Raw genomic sequence first — 18,490 nt, 5'->3', positions numbered from 1 at the left:
AGCGGTGGGCTCACGTATCCGAAAGCGTCAGTTCCGCGACGAAGTCATAGGCATCGCCCCGGTAGAGCGAGCGGGTGAATTCCACGACCCTGCCGGAGGCAAGGTAGGAGACGCGTTCGATCGACAGTCCGGCCACCCCGGGGGTAACGCCGAGGAGTGCGGCGTCCGGCTCCTTGATATTGTAGGCCGAAATGCGCTGTACGGCGCGCACCGGTCGGCAGCCGCGCTGCTCGAGGGCGGCGTAGAGCGAACCGGTCACCTGCGCGGGGTCGGGCAGGAACTCCGAGGAGATGCAGGCGCGTTCGATCGCCAGCGGCATATCGTCGGCAATGCGCAGGCGGCCGAGGCGGGCGACCACCGCATCGGCCGGCAGGCCGAGGATCATCATCTCGTCGGGCGAGGGGTGGAACAGGCCGCGGTCGAGCCATTGCGCCCGCGTCGTCAGCCCCCGCCGGGCCATGTCCTCGGTAAAGGAGGTCAGCCGCGACAGCGACTGCTCCACCTTGGACACCGGTTTGACGACGAACGTACCGGAGCCGTGCCGGCGCACCAGAAGCCCGTCCTTGACGAGGTCGTCGACCGCCTTGCGGACCGTCACGCGGCTGATATTGGCGTAATCGGCCAGGTCGCGTTCGGGCGGCAGGGCGTCGCCGTGGTTCAGCTTGCCGGTGTTGATCGCCTCTTCCAGCGTCTGGCGAAGCTTCAGGTAAAGCGGGCCCGATCCGCCAGCCTGCAGGCGCTCGGGGGACAGGATCGTGGCCAGCAGTGCGGTCATGAGGCGTCTCCGGCCTCGTCCCGCCGCGGCTCGTCATCGCGCGCTCTCTCCTTGTGGCGCTTTGCAGCCAGCGCAACGGCGCCCGTCAGCGCGTCCGCCTGCGGCTCGACCAGGATTGCCCGGTGGCGCGCTTCGAGCCATGCGGGGTAGAGCGGCGCCAGTCCGCCGAGCAGGCACAGCCGCTCGTGGCCGCCGATCCGGGTGATGGCGTCGAGCGCCTCGTTGACGGAGCGTGCGCCGTCCTGCAGTAGCGCCAGCGCGCCCTTGTCGCCTGCCTGCGCATGCCGGAAGACGAGCGGCGCGTAGCGGCCGAAGTCGCCTGGCTTGGAAAGCCGGGCGAACTCGACCATCGCGGTCGGGTCGTGGCGAAATTCGTCGAGAATGGCCGCCGTCACGGCAGATCCCTCATGGATACCGTCGTGGACGAGCAGCGCCTCCTGTAGCAGCGCATGGCCGAGGCGGGCGCCGCCGCCGAGATCGCCGATGGTGAAGCCCCAGCCGCCGATATAGTGGACCTTGCCGTCGCGTCGGGCCATGAAGATCGTGCCGGTACCGAGGATGGCGACGGAGCCGTCCGCATCGCCGATTGCGCCCTGCAATGCGATCAGGCCGTCGGAATCGATGTCGGTGTGGCGGAAGGGCAGGCGCTCTCGCACATATTGAGTGAGGTTGCCGACATTGGTGCCGGCAAGACCGAGGAAGGCGTCGGCATTGCGCACCTCTTCCGGCGGCAGGCCGGCGTCGCGGAAAGCGGCCTCGGCAGCGTCGGTGATGCTCTGGATGGCGTTGTTCGGATCGGTCAGGATGTTGGCCGCGCCGCTCTTGCCCCGGCCGAGGACGACGCCCCGCGGGTCCGCGACCGCCGCGCGGCAACTCGTACCGCCGCCATCGATGCCGATGATGAAATCTGCCATGGGGACCTCCGAAAAATACAATACCAAAAAAATACCATTAACCAAGGGGAAAACGGATGGCGGTCGGTTCTTCCGAGCGAAATTATTGAAAATGATGGATAAAATATGATGGCGGGATTTTTCCATTCATACATGTTAATTTCCTATGGACAATTGGTATGTTTTTGGCATTAAATCTTCCGCAAGGGAGACTACGCAATGGCATCTGCCAGAACTGAAGCCAGGCACGAACAGGCGGAGGGGCTCGACGAGCGGCCTCCGTTGGATGTGCTGAAGGTCCTGTCCGCGGCCCAGCAGCAGGCCGCTGCCGCGGTCGACAACGCGCTGGAGGATATCGCCGAGGCGGCCAAGCTCGCCACCGAAGCCCTGCGCAGCGGCGGCCGGCTCGTCTACGTCGGAGCGGGAAGTTCCGGCCTGATGGGCATGGCCGACGCGCTCGAGCTGCCCGGCACCTACGGTATCGCGCGTGACCGCATCATCATCCTGCTTGCGGGCGGGGCGGCGAGCCTCGAGGATCTCGCGGGCGGCTACGAGGACGACGAGCAGCTTGCGCTTTTGGATGCGGAGCGCGCCGGTATCGGCAAGGGCGACTGCGTCATCTGCGTCACCGCCAGCGGCACGACGCCCTATGCCATCGCGATCGCCGATTACGCCAGGGAGCACGAAGCCCAGGTCGTGGCGCTCGCCAATAATCCCGGTGCGCCGCTTTTTGCCTATGCCGACATCTCCGTGCTCTTGCAGACGCCGCCGGAAGTGGTCTCCGGGTCCACGCGCATGGGGGCGGGGACGGCGCAGAAGATCGCCTTCAACATGCTCTCCACGCTGGTCGGCATCCAGCTCGGCCACGTGCATGACGGCTACATGGTCAATCTCAAGGCGGACAACATCAAGCTGAAGGACCGGGCGGCCCGCATCGTTTCGGGTATATCCGGCGTGGGTCTCGAAGAGGCGGGACGGCTGCTGGAGCAGTCCGAAGGCTCGGTGAAGGCGGCCGTGCTGATCGCTGCCGGCGCAACGGACAAAGCCGCGGCAGAGGCGGCGCTGAACAATTCTGGGCAGAGCCTGCGGCGCGCCCTGAAGAACCTCCGATAACGGGAACGCGCCGAACGGGCGCACAAAAGGGAGAATGTCATGACACGCAACCTGATCAAGGGACTGCTCCTTGCCACCAGCATTCTCGGCACAGCCGGGATAGCTCAGGCGCAGGACGTCTCGCTGACGATCGAAAGCTGGCGCAACGACGACCTTTCGATCTGGAAGGACAAGATCATCCCGGCCTTCGAGGCAAAGAACCCGGGCATCAAGGTGACCTTCGCGCCGACGGCGCCGACTGAGTACAACGCCGCCCTCAACGCGAAGCTGGATGCGGGCTCTGCCGGCGATCTCATCACCTGCCGTCCGTTCGACGCGTCACTCGAGCTCTACAACAAGAAGCATCTGGCTGGCCTGAACGACCTGCCGGGCATGGAGAACTTCTCGGACGTCGCCAAGTCCGCCTGGACGACGGACGACGGCGCCACCACGTTCTGCGTGCCGATGGCTTCGGTCATCCACGGCTTCATCTACAACAAGGACGCTTTCGACCAGCTGGGCATCGCGGTTCCAACAACGGAAGAAGAATTCTTCGCCGCCCTCGACAAGATCAAGGCCGACGGCAACTACATTCCGATGGCCATGGGCACCAAGGACCTGTGGGAAGCCGCCACCATGGGCTACCAGAACATCGGTCCGAACTACTGGAAGGGCGAGGAAGGCCGCCTGGCGCTGATCAAGGGCGAGCAGAGACTGACCGACCCGCAGTGGGTGGAGCCGTTCAAGGCGCTGGCCAAGTGGAAGGACTATCTCGGCGACGGTTTCGAGGCCCAGACCTATCCCGACAGCCAGAACCTGTTCACGCTCGGCCGCGCTGCGATCTATCCGGCAGGCTCTTGGGAAATCGGCCTGTTCAACACGCAGGCGCAGTTCAAGATGGGCGCGTTCCCGCCGCCGGTGAAGACGGCCGGCGACACCTGCTACATCTCCGACCACAACGACATCGGCATCGGCCTGAACGCCAAAAGCGCCAATCCGGAAGCTGCGAAGAAGCTGCTGACCTTCATCGCCTCGCCGGAATTCGCCGACATCTATGCCAACTCGCTACCGGGCTTCTTCAGCCTGAACTCGACGGCGGTGAAGATGCAGGACCCGCTGGCGCAGGAATTCGTCTACTGGCGCGAGAAGTGCAAGCCGACGATCCGTTCGACCTACCAGATCCTGTCGCGCGGCACGCCGAACCTCGAAAACGAAACCTGGACGATGTCGGCCAACGTCATCAACGGCACGGATACGCCGGAGGCAGCCGCCGAAAAGCTTCAGAAGGGCCTCGACAGCTGGTTCAAGCCGGCCAAGTGAGCCTGTGACGTCGGGCGGGAGGCGACTGCCCCCCACCCTGGCCCTCTCCCCGCATGCGGGGAGAGGGGACTTGTATGGCGTTTGCCGACCCCGCTTGCGTGCCGGTCGGCATGATGGGTGCGGCACAGTCCTTCGCCCCGCTTGCGGGGAGAAGGTGCCGGCAGGCGGATGAGGGGCGGCATTTCCGTCTCCTGTGATCGCGGTCCGAGGTCCGCGTCATCTCCTGAAGAGCGTCGCCCGGAAAAACGTGTAGGCTGAAATTTCATCTGCCGGGACATCCCGGCGCGGCATCATGCGGCAGGACCAGCCGTGTGGCGCTCTCCGCATTTGGCGGGGGATCGTCGAACGAACGTCAACAGCGGGCAGAGACCATGACGGACGCCACAGTTTCAGAAGCCGAACTTCAGGTCGAGCGACGACCGCGCCGCTGGCACATTGCGGTGTTCCTGCTGCCGGCGCTCGTCGTCTACAGCGCGGTGATGATCCTGCCGCTGTTCGAGACGCTCAGGCTCTCCTTCTTCAACACCGTCGATGGACAGTCCACCTTCGTCGGCCTCAGGAACTTCCAGACGCTGTTCGGAGACGCGCGCTGGGCCGCCGACTTCTGGAACGCGTTGAAGAACAACTTCTTCTTCTTCGTCATCCACATGCTGGTGCAAAACCCGATCGGGATCGCGCTTGCTGCCCTTCTATCGATACCGAGGCTGCGCGGGGCGGCCTTCTATCGGACCGCCATCTTCCTGCCGACGCTGCTTTCCTTCGTCATCGTCGGCTTCATCTGGAAGCTGATCCTGTCGCCGATCTGGGGTGTCTCGCCCTATCTGATGGACCTCGTCGGGCTGAAATCGCTGTTTGCGCCCTGGCTCGGCAAGCCGAACTCTGCGCTGATCGCCGTCTCGCTGATCTCGGTCTGGCAGTATGTCGGCATCCCGATGATGCTGATCTACGCCGCCCTCCTCAACATCCCCGAGGAGGTGATCGAGGCTGCCGAATGCGACGGCGTGACCGGCTGGGCGCAGTTCTTCAAGATCAAGCTGCCGCTGATCCTGCCGGCGATCGGCATCATCTCGATCCTCACCTTCGTCGGCAATTTCAACGCCTTCGACCTGGTCTACACGGTGCAGGGCGCACTGGCGGGGCCGGACGGGTCGACCGACATCCTGGGCACGCTCCTCTACCGCACCTTCTTCGGCTTCCAGTTGCAGCTGGGCGACCGCTCGATGGGAGCGACGATCGCGACCGTGATGTTCCTGATCATCCTCGCCGGCGTCTCGCTCTACCTGTTCGTCATCCAGCGGCGCATCCGCCGCTACCAGTTCTGAGGGGCCGATCATGTCCAAGGCACGCACCTCGCTTTCCCGCACGGCTCTCGTCCACGCCGCCCTGATCGCCTATACGCTGGTCGCGGTCTTCCCGGTGTTTCTGACGATCATCAACTCGATGAAGAACCGCAACGCCATCTTCCGCAACCCGATGCAACTGCCGACGCCGTCGACCTTCGATCTCGTGGGCTACCAGACCGTGCTGGGGCAGGGGGATTTTGCGCTCTACTTCCAGAACAGCCTGATCGTGACAGTCGTGTCGATCGCCCTGGTTCTGCTGTTCGGGGCGATGGCGGCGTTCGCGCTGTCCGAATACCGCTTCCGCGGCAACACGCTGATGGGTCTCTACCTGGCACTCGGCATCATGATCCCGATCCGGCTCGGCACGGTGGCGATCCTGCAGGGGATGGTCGCGACCGGGCTCGTCAACACGCTGACGGCGCTGATCCTGGTGTATACGGCGCAGGGGCTGCCGCTCGCAGTCTTCATCCTGTCGGAGTTCATGCGCACCGTTTCCGACGACCTGAAGAATGCGGGGCGGATCGACGGGTTGTCGGAATACTCCATCTTCTTCCGCCTGGTGCTGCCGCTGGTGCGACCGGCGATGGCGACGGTCGCCGTCTTCACCATGATCCCGATCTGGAACGACCTGTGGTTTCCGCTGATCCTGGCGCCGAGCGAGGCGACCAAGACGGTGACGCTCGGCTCGCAGATTTTCATCGGCCAGTTCGTCACCAACTGGAACGCGGTGCTCGCCGCCCTGTCGCTGGCGATCCTGCCCGTCCTCGTCCTCTATCTCGCCTTCTCGCGGCAACTGATCCGCGGCATCACTTCGGGAGCAGTGAAATGAGCCATTCGTCCGATCCGATCCGCGTTCTTTCCGCGGGCCTCGGCAACATGGGGCGCAGCCATGCGCTGGCCTATCACGAGAACCCGGGCTTTACGATTGCCGGCCTCGTCAACCGCTCGAAGGTCGAGCTCCCGGATGCGCTTGCAGGCTACGAGATTCTGCCTTCATTCCCGGAGGCGCTGAAGGAACTGAAGCCCGAGCTCTGCTCGATCAACACCTATTCCGATAGCCATGCCGACTTTGCCGTCATGGCTATGGAGGCAGGTGCGCACGTCTTCGTGGAGAAGCCTCTGGCGACGACTGTCGCCGATGCCGAGCGCGTGGTCGCCTGCGCCAAGGCCAACGGCCGCAAGCTCGTCGTCGGCTACATCCTGCGCCACCATCCCTCCTGGATGCGGCTGATCGCCGAAGCCCGCAAGCTCGGCGGCCCCTACGTGTTCCGCATGAACCTGAACCAGCAGTCGAGCGGGGCGACCTGGGAGACGCACAAGGCCTTGATGCAGACGACGCCGCCGATCGTTGACTGCGGCGTGCATTATGTCGACGTCATGTGCCAGATCACCGATGCCAGGCCCGTCGAAGTGCGCGGCATGGGGCTGCGCCTTTCCGATGAGATCGCGCCGGACATGTACAATTACGGCCACCTCCAGGTGCTCTACGAAGACGGCTCGCTCGGGTGGTACGAAGCGGGCTGGGGGCCGATGATCTCTGAGACGGCCTTCTTCGTGAAGGACGTGATGTCGCCGAAAGGGTCGGTGTCGATCGTGATGGACCCGAACGCCAAGTCCGACGACATCGATACCCACACCAAGACGGCGGTGATCCGCCTTCACAATGCCGAGACCGGGCCGGATGGCCGCTTCCTCAAGGTGGACGAGGACCTGACGATGGCCGGCGAGCCAGGACACCAGGAACTTTGCGATCGCGAGCAGGCCTATGTGCTGAAGGCGATCCGTGAGGATGTCGACCTGACCCGGCACATGGACGATGCGGTGCAGTCCCTCAGGATCTGCCTTGCCGCCGACGAAAGCGTGCGCACCGGCCGACCGGTGAAACTATAAAAGAAGGAACGACGATGGGCTCCCTGCAACTGAAATCCGTGCGCAAGTCCTTCGGGCCGGTCGACGTGCTCAAGGGCATCGACCTCGACGTGAAGGACGGCGAGTTCGTCATCTTCGTCGGACCGTCGGGCTGCGGGAAATCGACGCTTTTGCGCATTATCGCGGGCCTTGAGGATGCGACCTCCGGCAGCATCCTGATCGACGGCGCCGAAGTCAGCGCCGTGCCGCCAGCCAAGCGCGGCATCGCCATGGTGTTCCAGTCCTATGCGCTCTATCCGCACCTGAGCGTCAAGGACAACATGGGGCTCGGGCTGAAGCAGGCCGGCGCGCCGAAAGCCGAGATCGAGGCGCGGACGAAGAAGGCTTCGGCGATGCTGTCGCTGGAGAAGTATCTCGACCGGCGGCCTGCCGAGCTTTCCGGCGGGCAGCGCCAGCGCGTGGCGATCGGGCGCGCCATCGTGCGCGAGCCGAAGCTGTTCCTGTTCGATGAGCCGCTTTCCAACCTGGACGCGGCACTGCGCGTCAACACGCGCCTCGAGATCGCGCGGTTGCACCGGGACTTGAAGGCGACGATGATCTACGTCACCCACGACCAGGTCGAGGCGATGACGCTGGCCGACAAGATCGTCGTGCTCGACGGCGGCGTGATCCAGCAGGTCGGCTCGCCGATGGAACTCTACAACAGGCCGGCCAACCTGTTCGTGGCCGGCTTCATCGGCTCGCCGGCGATGAATTTCATCGATGCGGGCCGGCTCGGGCGGAGCGACGCGACGACGATCGGCATCCGGCCGGAGCACATGACGCTGTCGCGCGAGAGTGGCGAATGGACGGGCAAGATCGTGCATGTTGAGCACCTCGGGGCCGACACGATCGTTTATCTCGACAGCGAGAAAGCCGGGCTGCTGACGGCCCGCCTATTCGGCGAACACCATTACCAAACGGATGAATTTGTGCACGCGACACCAAATTCCGGCCATCTGCATCGTTTCAATGCAAATGGTGAAGCCATACGATGAGGACCCTCATCACAATCTCGTGATCAGGATTGTGCGGCGCGATAGATGCGTTGCGCTTTGTCAGCATTTAACATACATCGCTGTCTGTAAACTACGATGCGGAGGCCTGCCGGCTTTCCGCATCGAATCATTTCAAGGCCTTCCGGCCGAGACACGCACCTTTTTCGAGGCCGCCGGCCTCTCCTTGATCGTGGAAAAACCGATGCGCATCATCAGATCGATTGCAATTGCGACAATGGGAAGCCTGCTCTTCCTCGCCGGCTGCCAGCAGGAGGAAGACAAGCCGGCGGATGCGCCGGCAAGGCCTCCGACGCCGGTGGCCGTGATCACGACCAAGGCTGAGGAAGCCCCGATCATGAACGAGCTGCCGGGCCGGATCGCCGCGACTCGCATCGCCGAGGTTCGCCCGCGCGTTTCCGGCATCATCGTCGAGCGCGTGTTCGAGCAGGGCTCCATCGTGAAGGAAGGCGACGTGCTCTACCGGATCGATCCGCAGCCCTTCCGGGTGCAGGTCGACAGTGCCGAGGGAACGCTGCGGCGTGCCAAGGCCGTGCAGCTTCAGGCCAAGCAGGCGGCCGATCGCCAGGAGCAGCTGAAGAAGTCGAACGTCGCCTCCGAGCAGCAGTTCGATGACGCAGTGGCGCAGCTTGCGGCGGCGGACGCCGACGTTGCGATCGCCGAGGCTGGCCTAGCGTCAGCAAGGCTCAACCTCGAATACTCCGAGGTCAAGGCGCCGATCACCGGCCGCATCGGCCGGGCTCTGATCACCGAGGGCGCGCTGGTCAGCACCAGCGGCACCGAGGCGCTCGCGACGATCCAGCAGCTCGACCCGGTCTATGCCGACTTCACCCAGTCGGCCACCGACCTGATCCGCCTGCGCAAGGCGCTGCAGGACGGCGACCTGATGAACGACAATTCGGCGGACGTGACGCTGCTGTTTGACGACGGCACGACGTACAACCATACCGGCAAGCTGCTGTTCTCCGAGGCGGCCGTCGACGAGACGACCGGCCAGGTGACGCTGCGTGGCGAATTCCCGAACCCGGACAACGACCTGCTGCCGGGCATGTATGTCCGCGTCCAGATCCAGCAGGGCATCCAGAGGAATGCGATCCTCGTGCCGCAGCAATCGGTCCAGCGCGACACCGCCGGTCAGGCGCAGGTCTATGTCGTCAACGGCGAGAACAAGCTGGACATCCGGCGGATCAACATCGGCCGCGCGGTCGACCAGCGTTTCGTCGTGACGAGCGGCCTCAAGCCGGACGAGAAGGTCGTGGTCGAAGGCTTCCAGAAGATCGGTCCCGGAGCCGCCGTGGCGCCATCCGACTGGCAGCCGACCGACACGACGTCCGAAACCGCGACGAAGGAAGCAGCCGAGGCGCAGCCTGCGGCGGGCGAGGGGGCGGCAGAGCCGGCCGCAAAGGCGAACTGAGGTCCTGAACAATGCCAAGATTTTTTATCGACAGGCCGATCTTCGCCTGGGTCGTCGCCATCTTCATCATGCTGGCAGGCGTGATCACCATCCCGCTCCTGCCGGTGGCGCAGTACCCGAACGTCGCGCCGCCGCAGATATCGATCTCGACCAACTATCCGGGCGCTGCGCCCGAGGATATCTACCAGTCGGTGACGCGGCCGATCGAGGAAGAGCTGAACGGCGTGCCGGGTCTGCTCTACTTCGAATCGACCTCCGAATCGTCGGGAAGCATTTCCATCGACGTGACATTCGCGCCGGGCACCGACATCGGCGAGGCGCAGGTCGAGGTGCAGAACCGTATCGCCCGCGTCGAGCCGCGCCTGCCGCAGGCCGTGACCCAGCAGGGCATGCGCGTGGAGCAGGCCAGCACGTCGTTCCTCATGGTGGTGGCCCTGTCTTCGACGGACGGCAACACCGACGCGATCGGGCTTGGCGACTATCTGAGCCGCAACGTGCTGGGCGAGATCCGGCGCGTGCCAGGCGTCGGCAGCGCCACGCTGTTCTCCACCCAGCGCTCGATGCGCATCTGGGTGGACCCGGACAAGATGGTCGGCCTCAACCTGACGGTCGACGACATCAACAACGCGATCTCGGCGCAGAATGCCCAGGTCTCCGCGGGCCAGATCGGTGCACAGCCGAACCCCATCGGCCAGCAGATCTCGGCGACCGTGCTCGTGCGCGGACAGCTCGCCTCGCCGGAAGAATTCGGCTCGATCGTGCTGCGCGCCAACCCGGACGGGTCGTCGGTGCGGCTGCGTGACGTGGCCCGCATCGAGATCGGCGGCGAGAGCTACAACTTCTCGACGCGCCTCAGCGGAAATCCGACCGCGGCGATCGGCGTGCAGCTGTCGCCGACCGGCAATGCGATGTCGACGGCGGCGGGCGTCCGCGCGAAGATGGACGAATTGTCCCGGTTCTTCCCGGCCGGCCTAGAATACAGCATCCCCTACGACACGACGCCGTTCGTCGAAGTGTCGATCGAAAAGGTCATCCACACGCTGATCGAGGCGATCGGGCTCGTGTTCATCGTGATGTTCCTGTTCCTGCAGAACATCCGCTACACGATCATCCCGACGCTGGTGGTTCCGGTGGCGTTGCTTGGAACCTGCGCGGCCATGTATGTCTCCGGGTTCTCGATCAACGTGCTCACCATGTTCGCCATGGTGCTGGCGATCGGCATCCTCGTCGACGACGCCATCGTGGTCGTCGAGAACGTCGAGCGCATCATGGCCGAGGAGGGTCTGTCGCCCAAGGAAGCGACGAAGAAGGCGATGGGCCAGATCACGGGTGCCATCATCGGCATCACGCTGGTGCTGTCGGCGGTGTTCATCCCGATGGCCTTCTTCCCCGGCGCCGTAGGCATCATCTACCAGCAGTTCAGCCTGACCATGGTGGTGTCGATCCTGTTCTCCGGCTTCCTGGCGCTGTCCCTGACGCCAGCGCTCTGCGCCACCTTCCTCAAGCCCATCAAGCACGGCCACCACGAGAAGCGCGGCTTCTTCGGCTGGTTCAACCGCGGCTTCGACAAGACGGCGCACGGCTATTCCGGCGTGGTGAGCAGGATCATCACGCGGTCCGGCCGGCTGATGGTCGTCTATCTCGCGCTGCTGGTGGGGCTTGGATATGCCTACATGCAGCTGCCGACCGGCTTTTTGCCGAACGAGGACCAGGGCTACCTGATCGTCGACATGCAGGCGCCGTCCGAGGCCAGCGGAACGCGGACGGCCGACGTCATCCAGCAGGTCGAGAAGATATTCCTCGGCGAGGATGCCGTCGCAGGCATCGTGGCGATCTCCGGCTTCAGCTTCTCCGGTACCGGCCAGAACGCCGGCCTTGCCTTCGTTCCCCTGAAGGACTGGTCGGAGCGCGGGCCGGAGGATTCGGCCGAGGCGATCGCGGGCCGGGCCAACATGCAACTGTTCGGCATCAAGGACGCGATGACGTTCTCGCTGTCGCCGCCGCCCATCCAGGGCCTCGGTAACTCCACCGGCTTCACCTTCCGCCTGCAGGACCGCGGCGGACTGGGGCAGGCGGCGCTGTCGGCTGCACGTGACCAGCTGATGGCCGCGGCTCAGCAGAGCCCGGTCCTTGCCGGGCTGCGCATCGAAGGCATGCCGGATGCAGCCCAGGTCAACCTGGTCATCGACCGCGAGAAGGCGAACACCTTCGGGGTGACGTTCGCGGACATCAACTCGACGATCTCGGCCAACCTCGGCTCGTCCTACATCAACGACTTCCCGAATTCCGGCCGCATGCAGCGCGTGACGGTGCAGGCGGACGCGGAGAAGAGGATGCAGACGGCGGACCTGTTGAACCTGAACGTGCGCAACGCCAGCGGCGGCATGGTTCCGCTGTCGTCCTTCGCCACTGTCGACTGGCTGCGCGGCCCGCAGCAGATCGTTGGCTACAACGGCTATCCGTCGATCCGCATCGCCGGACAGGCGGCACCGGGGTATTCCTCGGGTGACGCCATCGCCGAGATGCAGCGCCTTGCCGGCGAACTTCCGAGTGGCTTCGGCTACGAGTGGACCGGCCAGTCGCTGCAGGAGATCCAGTCCGGCTCGCAGGCGCCGGCCCTGATCGCGCTGTCGATCCTGTTCGTGTTCCTGCTGCTGTCCGCGCTCTACGAGAGCTGGTCGATCCCGCTGTCGGTCATGCTCGTGGTGCCGCTCGGCGTCATCGGTTCGGTGCTGGCGGTAACCTGGCGCGGCATGCCGAACGACGTGTACTTCCTCGTCGGGCTGATCACCATTATCGGCCTTTCGGCGAAGAACGCGATCCTGATCATCGAGTTCGCCAAGGACCTCAGGGCCGAGGGCAAGCCGCTGCTCGAGGCCACCATCGAGGCCTGCCGGCTGCGCTTCCGGCCGATCCTGATGACCTCGCTGGCCTTCACCCTCGGCGTGCTGCCGATGGCGATTGCCTCTGGCGCCAGCGCCGCCAGCCAGAACGCGATCGGAACGGGCGTGATGGGCGGCATGATCTCGGCCACCATTCTCGCCATCTTCTTCGTGCCGGTCTTCTTCGTGTTCATCATGAACATCTTCGGGCGCAAGCCGAAGGAGGAGAAGCCGTCCGCCGAGCCGGTACCGGCACCTGGCGAGTGACCAGCGAATGCCCGCCGCAAGGCGGGCATTCCCGTTGACGGGGGGAACATGCGAAGGACCAAAGCGGACGCCGAAGCCACGCGCCAGCAGATCATCTGTGCGGCCGAACGCGTCTTTTACAAGAAGGGCGTCTCCAACGCGACGATGGAGGATGTGGCCCATGCCGCCGGCGTGACCCGCGGCGCCATCTACTGGCATTTTGCCAACAAGACCGATCTCTTCATGGAACTCTACAAGTCGGTGCCGCTGCCGCAGGAGGACATGGTCGCGCGTGAACTCGAATCCGAGGATGCCGAGGTGCTGACGGTGATCGAGAGGGTCGCGGCGGAATGGCTGGACACGCTGGCCAATGACGAGCAGCGACAGCGCATCCTTTCGATCCTGCTTCGCTGCGATTATACCGGCGAGCTTTCGGCGGTGCTGGAACAGCAGCAGGGCGTGGACGACGGGCACATGCAGACACTGGAGGCGGCGTTCGCGCGCGCGGCTGAAAAGGGCCAGCTTGGCACCTGCTGGACGCCCAAGTCCGCCGCTTCCGCACTGCGCTGGATGATGAAGGGCATCTGCTCGGAATGGCTGCTGTTCGGCCGACGGTTCGACCTGGCCAGCGAGGGGCGGGAAGGGCTGCGGCGGTTGATCGGCAGTCTTCAGGCGGCCAAGTGAGCGTGACGGGCGCCCGCCGGGTGGCGGGCGTCTCTTCGTAAGGCGCGGTCGCTGTGGCCGTTCAAAAGGTCATTTGACCGTCGTCTCGAGCTTCTCGATCCAGTCTTCGCCGATTTTCCAGCGTCTTAGTACCGACAGCGGATCTTCCGCATCAAGCCGCGAGCAGATGCGGTAGACCTCCAGCACGTCGGCGGCCATTATCCCCTTCTGGTAAAAGTACATCGCCGCCGCATAGCGGGCGCGCCCCGACCATTCGACGCCTGCGGGTGTCCGGATCAGTTCCCATTGGTGGCGGCTTTCTTCGTCCATCGGTGTCCGTGCGCTCAATTGCGGTGGGCGGGCTGCTTGTGCTGAGCCCTGCTTCACCAGGTCTCCTCACCGCAGGCCCGGCGGTGTCGCCGTCCGCCTTGCCAGCTTGACGAACGGCCGGGGGACCACCTTCGCGCGCTTCATCATCTTCTGGTATTTCAGCTCCCGCATCGCGTAGATCTCTACCCAGAGGTCGTCGACGAATTTCGTTCCGTAGGGGCGTTCGAGGCTGGCGATCGCGATGTTGCGCTTGGCGGTGGGCGACCAGGTGGCGGCCGTGACCAGGCCGACCTCTCGCTTGCCGCGATGGTAGACGATCGCGTGTTCGGCGGCGATATTTCCTTCGATTTCAAGGCCTACGAGGATGTGCTTCAAGCTTTGATTCCGACGTGCGTCCAGGATCGCGCGGCGGCCGTTGAAGCTCGGCTTGTCCGGATCGACGAGCCAGTCGAGGCCGATTTCATCCGGAAGTCGGACCCGGTCGGCGCGCAGTGCTCCCTCGGCGGTGACGAAGTCGGCATTGGCGACGATGAAGCCGGCCTCGATGCGGGTGCGGTTCAGCGCGGAATAGCCGATGGCGCGGATGCCGTGCTCGGCGCCAGCAGCCCACAGCCTGTCCCATAGCGACAGGGCGGCAGCCCGCGGGACGAAAAGTTCGTAGCCAAGGTCGCCGGTGAAGCCGGTGCGCGAGATCGTCACAGCGCTGCAGCCGGGGCCGCCGTCATGGGGGAAGGTCGCGATGTCGAACGGCTTCAGCCGCTCGGTTCCCGCAAAGCCCGCCTCGGCCAGCACCGCATGGCTTGTCGGCCCCTGCAGGGCGAGCCCGGCGATCTCCTCGGTCTCCTCGAAGATCTCCACGTCGAAGCCAAAGGCGCTGTCCAGCAGCCAGGGCAGGTGGCGCTCCTGGCAGCAGAGGCGGAAGTCCTGCTCGCCGAGCCGAAACAGCGTGCCGTCGTCGAGGACGTGGCCGTGGTCGTCGCACCAGGCCGTGTAGTGGATGCGGTTCACGGCAAGCTTGCGGACGTCGCGCAGCGTCAGCCGGTTGAGATAGCGCTCGGCGTCGTAACCCTTGATGCGGTACTTCACCATCGGCGAGATGTCGAACAGTGCGGCGGTGGAGCGGATGGCGAAATACTCCAGCTCCTCGTCGAAGATCGAATGCGGCGCCTTGTAGCCGGCCCAGTTGTACCAGTCGTTGACCACGTCGAGGGCTGCAAGCCGTGGATGAAACGGTGTCTCCAGCCGGGGCGTGAGGATGTGGTTGCGGGCGGCGCGGCGGGCCTCAGTGGCATTCAGCGGTTTTGTCAGGGCGTTCATCGGCTGCCTCCGGCAAGGATGTGGCGGGCGGCGTTCCAGCCGGCGAGGCCGGAGATGCCCCCGCCTGGGTGGGCGCCGGCGCTGGCAAGGTAGAGCCCTTCGATCGGGGTGGCATAGCCCGATGCAGCCCCCGTCGGACGGTTGATCAGCAACTGGTCGGCCTGCAGCTCCCCGTGGTGCCAGTGCCCACCGGGGAGGTTGTACTCGGCCTCGATGTCGACCGGAGTGCTGAGATCCGCCGCGACGACCGTGCGCCCGATGCCGGGCGCATGACGCTCGAGAATGTCGAGCACGATCTTCAGGAAGGCCGGCTTGCCGGTCTCCCACCCCTGCCGCAGCCTGTAGGGGGCGTATTGCACGAGTGCCGAAAGCGTGCAGGCACCGTCCGGCGCCAGCGAGGCGTCGGCGAGGCTCGGCAGCACGATCTCCATCACCGGGTCCTGCGAGAACTCGCCGTACTTGGCCGGGTTGAAGGCCTCTTCCACATGTGCCATCGAACGGGCGATGACGATGCGGCCGGCATGGTCGCGGCCGGTGAGGCCGGTGAAATTCGGCATGCGTGAGAGTGCCAGGTCCAGCTTGGCCACATTGCCGGCTGTGCGGACATGGCGGATGGCGCGCAGGAAACCGGTGCCGGTCTCGGCCGGATCGACCAGATGCAGGAATGTCGCCTGCGGATGGATCGCGGAGACGACGACGGGGGCGGTCAGCTCGGAACCATCCGCAAGCACGACGCCGCGGGTGCTGCCGCGATCGGCGAGGATGCGGCCGACACGCGCACCGCAGCGGATGATGACGCCGGCGCCCTCGGCGGCCTTCAGGAAGGCGGGCGCGACCGCGGCCATCCCGCCGTCCGGGATGAACTGCCCGCCGGACTTGCCGTCCACTTCGCCGGTGAGGCGATAGTAAAGGCCGAGCAGCGAGGTCGGCGAGCGCGGGCCGAGGTGGATGCCGAGCGTGGCATCGAAGGAGAGCAGGCCCTTCAACCTGTCGTCATCGAGGTATTCCTCTGCGACGTCGGCGACGTTCATCAAAAGCATGCGCAGGAAATCGCGGCCCTCGGCGCGGCCTTTCCGGATCAGGCCGAAGCCTGCTGCCATCAGCGTCGAGACGTCGCCGATGCCGATCGCACCGAGCTGCGGCGGCGGGCGGCGCAGGAAGCGTTTGAGGATGCCGGCCTGGAAGGCGAGCTTGTCGCGCAAGCGTCCGAAGGCTGCGGCCTCCTCCGCTGACACGCCGTCGATCGTCTCGCCATAGGCGCCGCGCAGGACGGCGGGTTCGTTCATCCCGTCGAGGACTGCGGTCGGCATGGCATGGCCGGGCGTGGCCGAAAGCGACAGGCCGAGGTCGCGGGCGACCTCCGGGTCGAGCCGGTTGATGAGATGGGGCAGGCCGGCCGAGCGGAAGCCCGGCGCGAATTCGCGGCCGCGGGCTGCGCCGCCCGGCGCGTTCGCCGCCTCCAGCACCAGGACCCTGCGGCCGCTGCGGCCGAGCTTGGCGGCGGCGGCAAGGCCGTTGTGGCCGGCGCCGATGACGATCGCGTCATAGGCGGTTGCGGATGTTGTCGATGATTTTGCGGGCGCATCAGATGACGTCATGGGCGTTGCTCATCGTTTCGGGGCTGCGCTTGAGGTCGCGGAGGATCTCCATGGCGGCGTTGCGGCCGGGCGCGCCCATGACGCCGCCGCCGGGATGGGTGGAGGAGCCGCAGATGTAGAGGCCGGCGATCGGGCTGCGGTACTGGGCGTAGCCCGGCACCGGGCGGTTGAACAGCAACTGGTCGAAGGTCAGCTCGCCCTGGAAGATGTTGCCCTCGGTCAGCCCGACCTCGGCTTCCAGTTCGCGCGGGGTGCGCACCTCCATGTGGACGATGCGGTCGCGGAAACCGGGTGAATAGTCCGCGATCTGGCCGATAACGGTTTCGGCGAAGGCTGCGCGGTCGGCATCCGTCCAGTCGCGACCCTGAACCTTCGGCGGGCAGTACTGCACGAAGCAGCTCATGAAGTGCTTGCCCGGCGAGGTCATGGTCGGGTCGAGCGTGGTCGGGATCATCGCATCGAGCATCGGGTCGGCTGACCAGCGCCCGGCCTTCCAGTCGTCGTAGGCGCGTTCCATGCGCTCTATGCTGTCGGTGAAGTGCAGGTCGCCACGGATGCAGGATGAGCCTTTCGGCAGAGCAGGGAACTCCGGCAGGCTGTCGAGCGCGATGTTCACCTTGCCCGACGAGCCGCGCATCTTGAAGTGCTTTACCCGGTGGACGAAGTGTTCGGGCAGGTCGGCTTCGTCGACCAGCTTCAGGAAGGTGCGCTTCACGTCGGCATTGGAGACGACGAGATTGGCGCGGATCTCCTCGCCGCTCTCCAGCACGACGCCGGTGGTGCGGCCGCCGCGGGAAAAGATCTTGGCCACTGCCGCATCGGTGCGGATCGTGCCGCCGGCTGCGAGGAAGGAACTGGCGAGCGCCTGGGTGACTGCGCCCATGCCGCCGCGCGCATAGCCCCAGGCGCCGACCGAGCCATCGACCTCGCCCATGTAGTGGTGCAGGAGCACGTAGGCCGTTCCCGGCGACATGGGGCCGAGCGCGGTGCCGATGATGCCGGAGATCGCCAGGTAGGCCTTGATGACGTCGGTCTCGAAATACTCGTCGAGAAAGTCGGAGATCGACATGGTCCAGAAGCGCAGCGTCTCGGCCATTTCGCTGGGGCTGAATTCGCCGAATTTCTTCGCCAGGTAGACGAGTTCGGCGATGTCGCGCGGGCGGAAGCCGAAGGGGTCGGGGGCTGTGCGCATCAAAAGCGGCTGGATGAACCGGCACTGGCGGGTGACGTCGCGGGCATAGCGTTCGTAGGCCTCGGCATCGCGCTTCGAATAGCGGGCGAACTCGCGGCGATGGCTGTCATGGTCGCGGTAGGAGGCGAGATAGTCACCGTCGCGGGTCAGCACCGCGCCGCCCTCATAGGCGACTACCTGCAGGCCGTGCCGGGGCAGTTCCAGGTCGCGCATGATCTCCGGGCGGAACAGCGAGCAGACGTATGAACAGTTGGAATAGAGGAAGCCGGGCGTCAGTTCGCGGCTCGTGGCCGCACCTCCGACCCAGCCGTTCTTTTCCAGCACAGCCACTTTCAGGCCGGCCCGCTGCAGGTAGCCGGCGGTGACCAGGCCGTTATGGCCGCCGCCCACCACGAGGACGTCATATCGCTGCATGCTCGTTCTCCCTCAGTTGCCAAAAGGCTGCATCAAAGCCAAAAGCTTGTCCAGATATTTTGAATGAATATTCAGCAAGTATGTTGC

At 65.0% G+C, this 18,490-nt stretch carries 15 protein-coding genes; 9 read left to right on the top strand and 6 right to left on the bottom strand.

Features of this window, described 5'->3' with window-relative positions:
• Positions 1–10: 10 nt before the first annotated feature.
• Positions 11–775 carry a GntR family transcriptional regulator gene (locus CRO48_RS13045; protein ID WP_097139899.1) on the bottom strand — a complete coding sequence of 255 codons (765 nt, stop codon included), beginning with the start codon at positions 773–775 and terminating at the stop codon, positions 11–13.
• Entirely contained in the window at positions 772–1,689 is a 918-nt protein-coding gene (locus CRO48_RS13040) for an N-acetylglucosamine kinase (RefSeq protein ID WP_097139896.1), read from the bottom strand. Before CRO48_RS13040 ends, CRO48_RS13045 begins: the two co-directional genes overlap by 4 nt.
• Positions 1,690–1,887: 198 nt before the next feature.
• Between CRO48_RS13040 and CRO48_RS13035 the strand changes: the two genes are divergently transcribed.
• From CRO48_RS13035 to CRO48_RS12995, 9 genes are all read left to right on the top strand, one after another.
• Positions 1,888–2,781, top strand: a complete 894-nt coding sequence (locus CRO48_RS13035) for an N-acetylmuramic acid 6-phosphate etherase (RefSeq protein WP_097139894.1) — start codon at positions 1,888–1,890, stop codon at positions 2,779–2,781.
• A 39-nt stretch (positions 2,782–2,820) separates the two neighbouring features.
• On the top strand, positions 2,821–4,080 hold the full coding sequence (locus tag CRO48_RS13030; RefSeq protein ID WP_097139892.1) for an ABC transporter substrate-binding protein: 1,260 nt from the start codon (positions 2,821–2,823) through the stop codon (positions 4,078–4,080).
• 371 nt (positions 4,081–4,451) lie between these two features.
• Positions 4,452–5,402, top strand: coding sequence for a carbohydrate ABC transporter permease (locus CRO48_RS13025; protein ID WP_097139890.1), 951 nt, complete (start codon positions 4,452–4,454; stop codon positions 5,400–5,402).
• 10 nt (positions 5,403–5,412) lie between these two features.
• Positions 5,413–6,252: a carbohydrate ABC transporter permease gene (locus CRO48_RS13020; protein ID WP_097139888.1), complete on the top strand. Its 840-nt coding sequence runs from the start codon at positions 5,413–5,415 to the stop codon at positions 6,250–6,252.
• Positions 6,249–7,313 carry a Gfo/Idh/MocA family protein gene (locus tag CRO48_RS13015; protein WP_097139886.1) on the top strand — a complete coding sequence of 355 codons (1,065 nt, stop codon included), beginning with the start codon at positions 6,249–6,251 and terminating at the stop codon, positions 7,311–7,313. Before CRO48_RS13020 ends, CRO48_RS13015 begins: the two co-directional genes overlap by 4 nt.
• 14 nt (positions 7,314–7,327) lie before the next feature.
• Complete coding sequence (locus CRO48_RS13010) at positions 7,328–8,329, top strand: ABC transporter ATP-binding protein (protein WP_097139884.1); 1,002 nt, start codon at positions 7,328–7,330, stop codon at positions 8,327–8,329.
• A gap of 202 nt (positions 8,330–8,531) precedes the next feature.
• On the top strand, positions 8,532–9,761 hold the full coding sequence (locus CRO48_RS13005; protein WP_245423509.1) for an efflux RND transporter periplasmic adaptor subunit: 1,230 nt from the start codon (positions 8,532–8,534) through the stop codon (positions 9,759–9,761).
• Positions 9,762–9,772: 11 nt separating this feature from the next.
• Entirely contained in the window at positions 9,773–12,910 is a 3,138-nt protein-coding gene (locus tag CRO48_RS13000; protein WP_097139882.1) for an efflux RND transporter permease subunit, read from the top strand.
• Positions 12,911–12,958: 48 nt separating this feature from the next.
• Positions 12,959–13,573, top strand: a complete 615-nt coding sequence (locus CRO48_RS12995) for a TetR family transcriptional regulator (protein ID WP_097139881.1) — start codon at positions 12,959–12,961, stop codon at positions 13,571–13,573.
• 69 nt (positions 13,574–13,642) lie between these two features.
• Here the strand turns inward: CRO48_RS12995 and CRO48_RS12990 are convergent, their stop codons facing one another.
• Genes CRO48_RS12990 through CRO48_RS12975 form a run of 4 tightly spaced genes read right to left on the bottom strand, consistent with a single transcriptional unit; the run spans position 13,643 to position 18,403 of the window.
• The gene (locus tag CRO48_RS12990) at positions 13,643–13,939 is read right to left on the bottom strand and encodes a hypothetical protein (protein WP_342588267.1); all 297 of its coding nucleotides are present in this window, start codon (positions 13,937–13,939) and stop codon (positions 13,643–13,645) included.
• A 9-nt stretch (positions 13,940–13,948) separates the two neighbouring features.
• Entirely contained in the window at positions 13,949–15,199 is a 1,251-nt protein-coding gene (locus CRO48_RS12985) for an aminomethyltransferase family protein (RefSeq protein WP_097139877.1), read from the bottom strand.
• Positions 15,196–16,797, bottom strand: coding sequence for a phytoene desaturase family protein (locus CRO48_RS12980; protein WP_097139875.1), 1,602 nt, complete (start codon positions 16,795–16,797; stop codon positions 15,196–15,198). The genes CRO48_RS12985 and CRO48_RS12980 overlap by 4 nt, the downstream gene beginning before the upstream one ends.
• Complete coding sequence (locus tag CRO48_RS12975; RefSeq protein ID WP_097139873.1) at positions 16,784–18,403, bottom strand: phytoene desaturase family protein; 1,620 nt, start codon at positions 18,401–18,403, stop codon at positions 16,784–16,786. Before CRO48_RS12975 ends, CRO48_RS12980 begins: the two co-directional genes overlap by 14 nt.
• Positions 18,404–18,490: the final 87 nt, after the last annotated feature.

This window comes from Rhizobium subbaraonis (assembly GCF_900220975.1).
Classification (GTDB): domain Bacteria; phylum Pseudomonadota; class Alphaproteobacteria; order Rhizobiales; family Rhizobiaceae; genus Mycoplana; species Mycoplana subbaraonis.
The sequence above is the reverse complement of the archived record's forward strand: the minus strand, read 5'-3'. Positions and strand labels throughout refer to the sequence as shown.

Bases quoted from the DNA above. Each gene is read 5' to 3' on its own strand.
- CRO48_RS13045 (WP_097139899.1), bottom strand. From the start codon at position 775: ATGACCGCACTGCTGGCCACGATCCTGTCCCCCGAGCGCCTGCAGGCT.
- CRO48_RS13040 (WP_097139896.1), bottom strand. From the start codon at position 1,689: ATGGCAGATTTCATCATCGGCATCGATGGCGGCGGTACGAGTTGCCGC.
- CRO48_RS13035 (WP_097139894.1), top strand. From the start codon at position 1,888: ATGGCATCTGCCAGAACTGAAGCCAGGCACGAACAGGCGGAGGGGCTC.
- CRO48_RS13030 (WP_097139892.1), top strand. From the start codon at position 2,821: ATGACACGCAACCTGATCAAGGGACTGCTCCTTGCCACCAGCATTCTC.
- CRO48_RS13025 (WP_097139890.1), top strand. From the start codon at position 4,452: ATGACGGACGCCACAGTTTCAGAAGCCGAACTTCAGGTCGAGCGACGA.
- CRO48_RS13020 (WP_097139888.1), top strand. From the start codon at position 5,413: ATGTCCAAGGCACGCACCTCGCTTTCCCGCACGGCTCTCGTCCACGCC.
- CRO48_RS13015 (WP_097139886.1), top strand. From the start codon at position 6,249: ATGAGCCATTCGTCCGATCCGATCCGCGTTCTTTCCGCGGGCCTCGGC.
- CRO48_RS13010 (WP_097139884.1), top strand. From the start codon at position 7,328: ATGGGCTCCCTGCAACTGAAATCCGTGCGCAAGTCCTTCGGGCCGGTC.
- CRO48_RS13005 (WP_245423509.1), top strand. From the start codon at position 8,532: ATGCGCATCATCAGATCGATTGCAATTGCGACAATGGGAAGCCTGCTC.
- CRO48_RS13000 (WP_097139882.1), top strand. From the start codon at position 9,773: ATGCCAAGATTTTTTATCGACAGGCCGATCTTCGCCTGGGTCGTCGCC.
- CRO48_RS12995 (WP_097139881.1), top strand. From the start codon at position 12,959: ATGCGAAGGACCAAAGCGGACGCCGAAGCCACGCGCCAGCAGATCATC.
- CRO48_RS12985 (WP_097139877.1), bottom strand. From the start codon at position 15,199: ATGAACGCCCTGACAAAACCGCTGAATGCCACTGAGGCCCGCCGCGCC.
- CRO48_RS12980 (WP_097139875.1), bottom strand. From the start codon at position 16,797: ATGACGTCATCTGATGCGCCCGCAAAATCATCGACAACATCCGCAACC.
- CRO48_RS12975 (WP_097139873.1), bottom strand. From the start codon at position 18,403: ATGCAGCGATATGACGTCCTCGTGGTGGGCGGCGGCCATAACGGCCTG.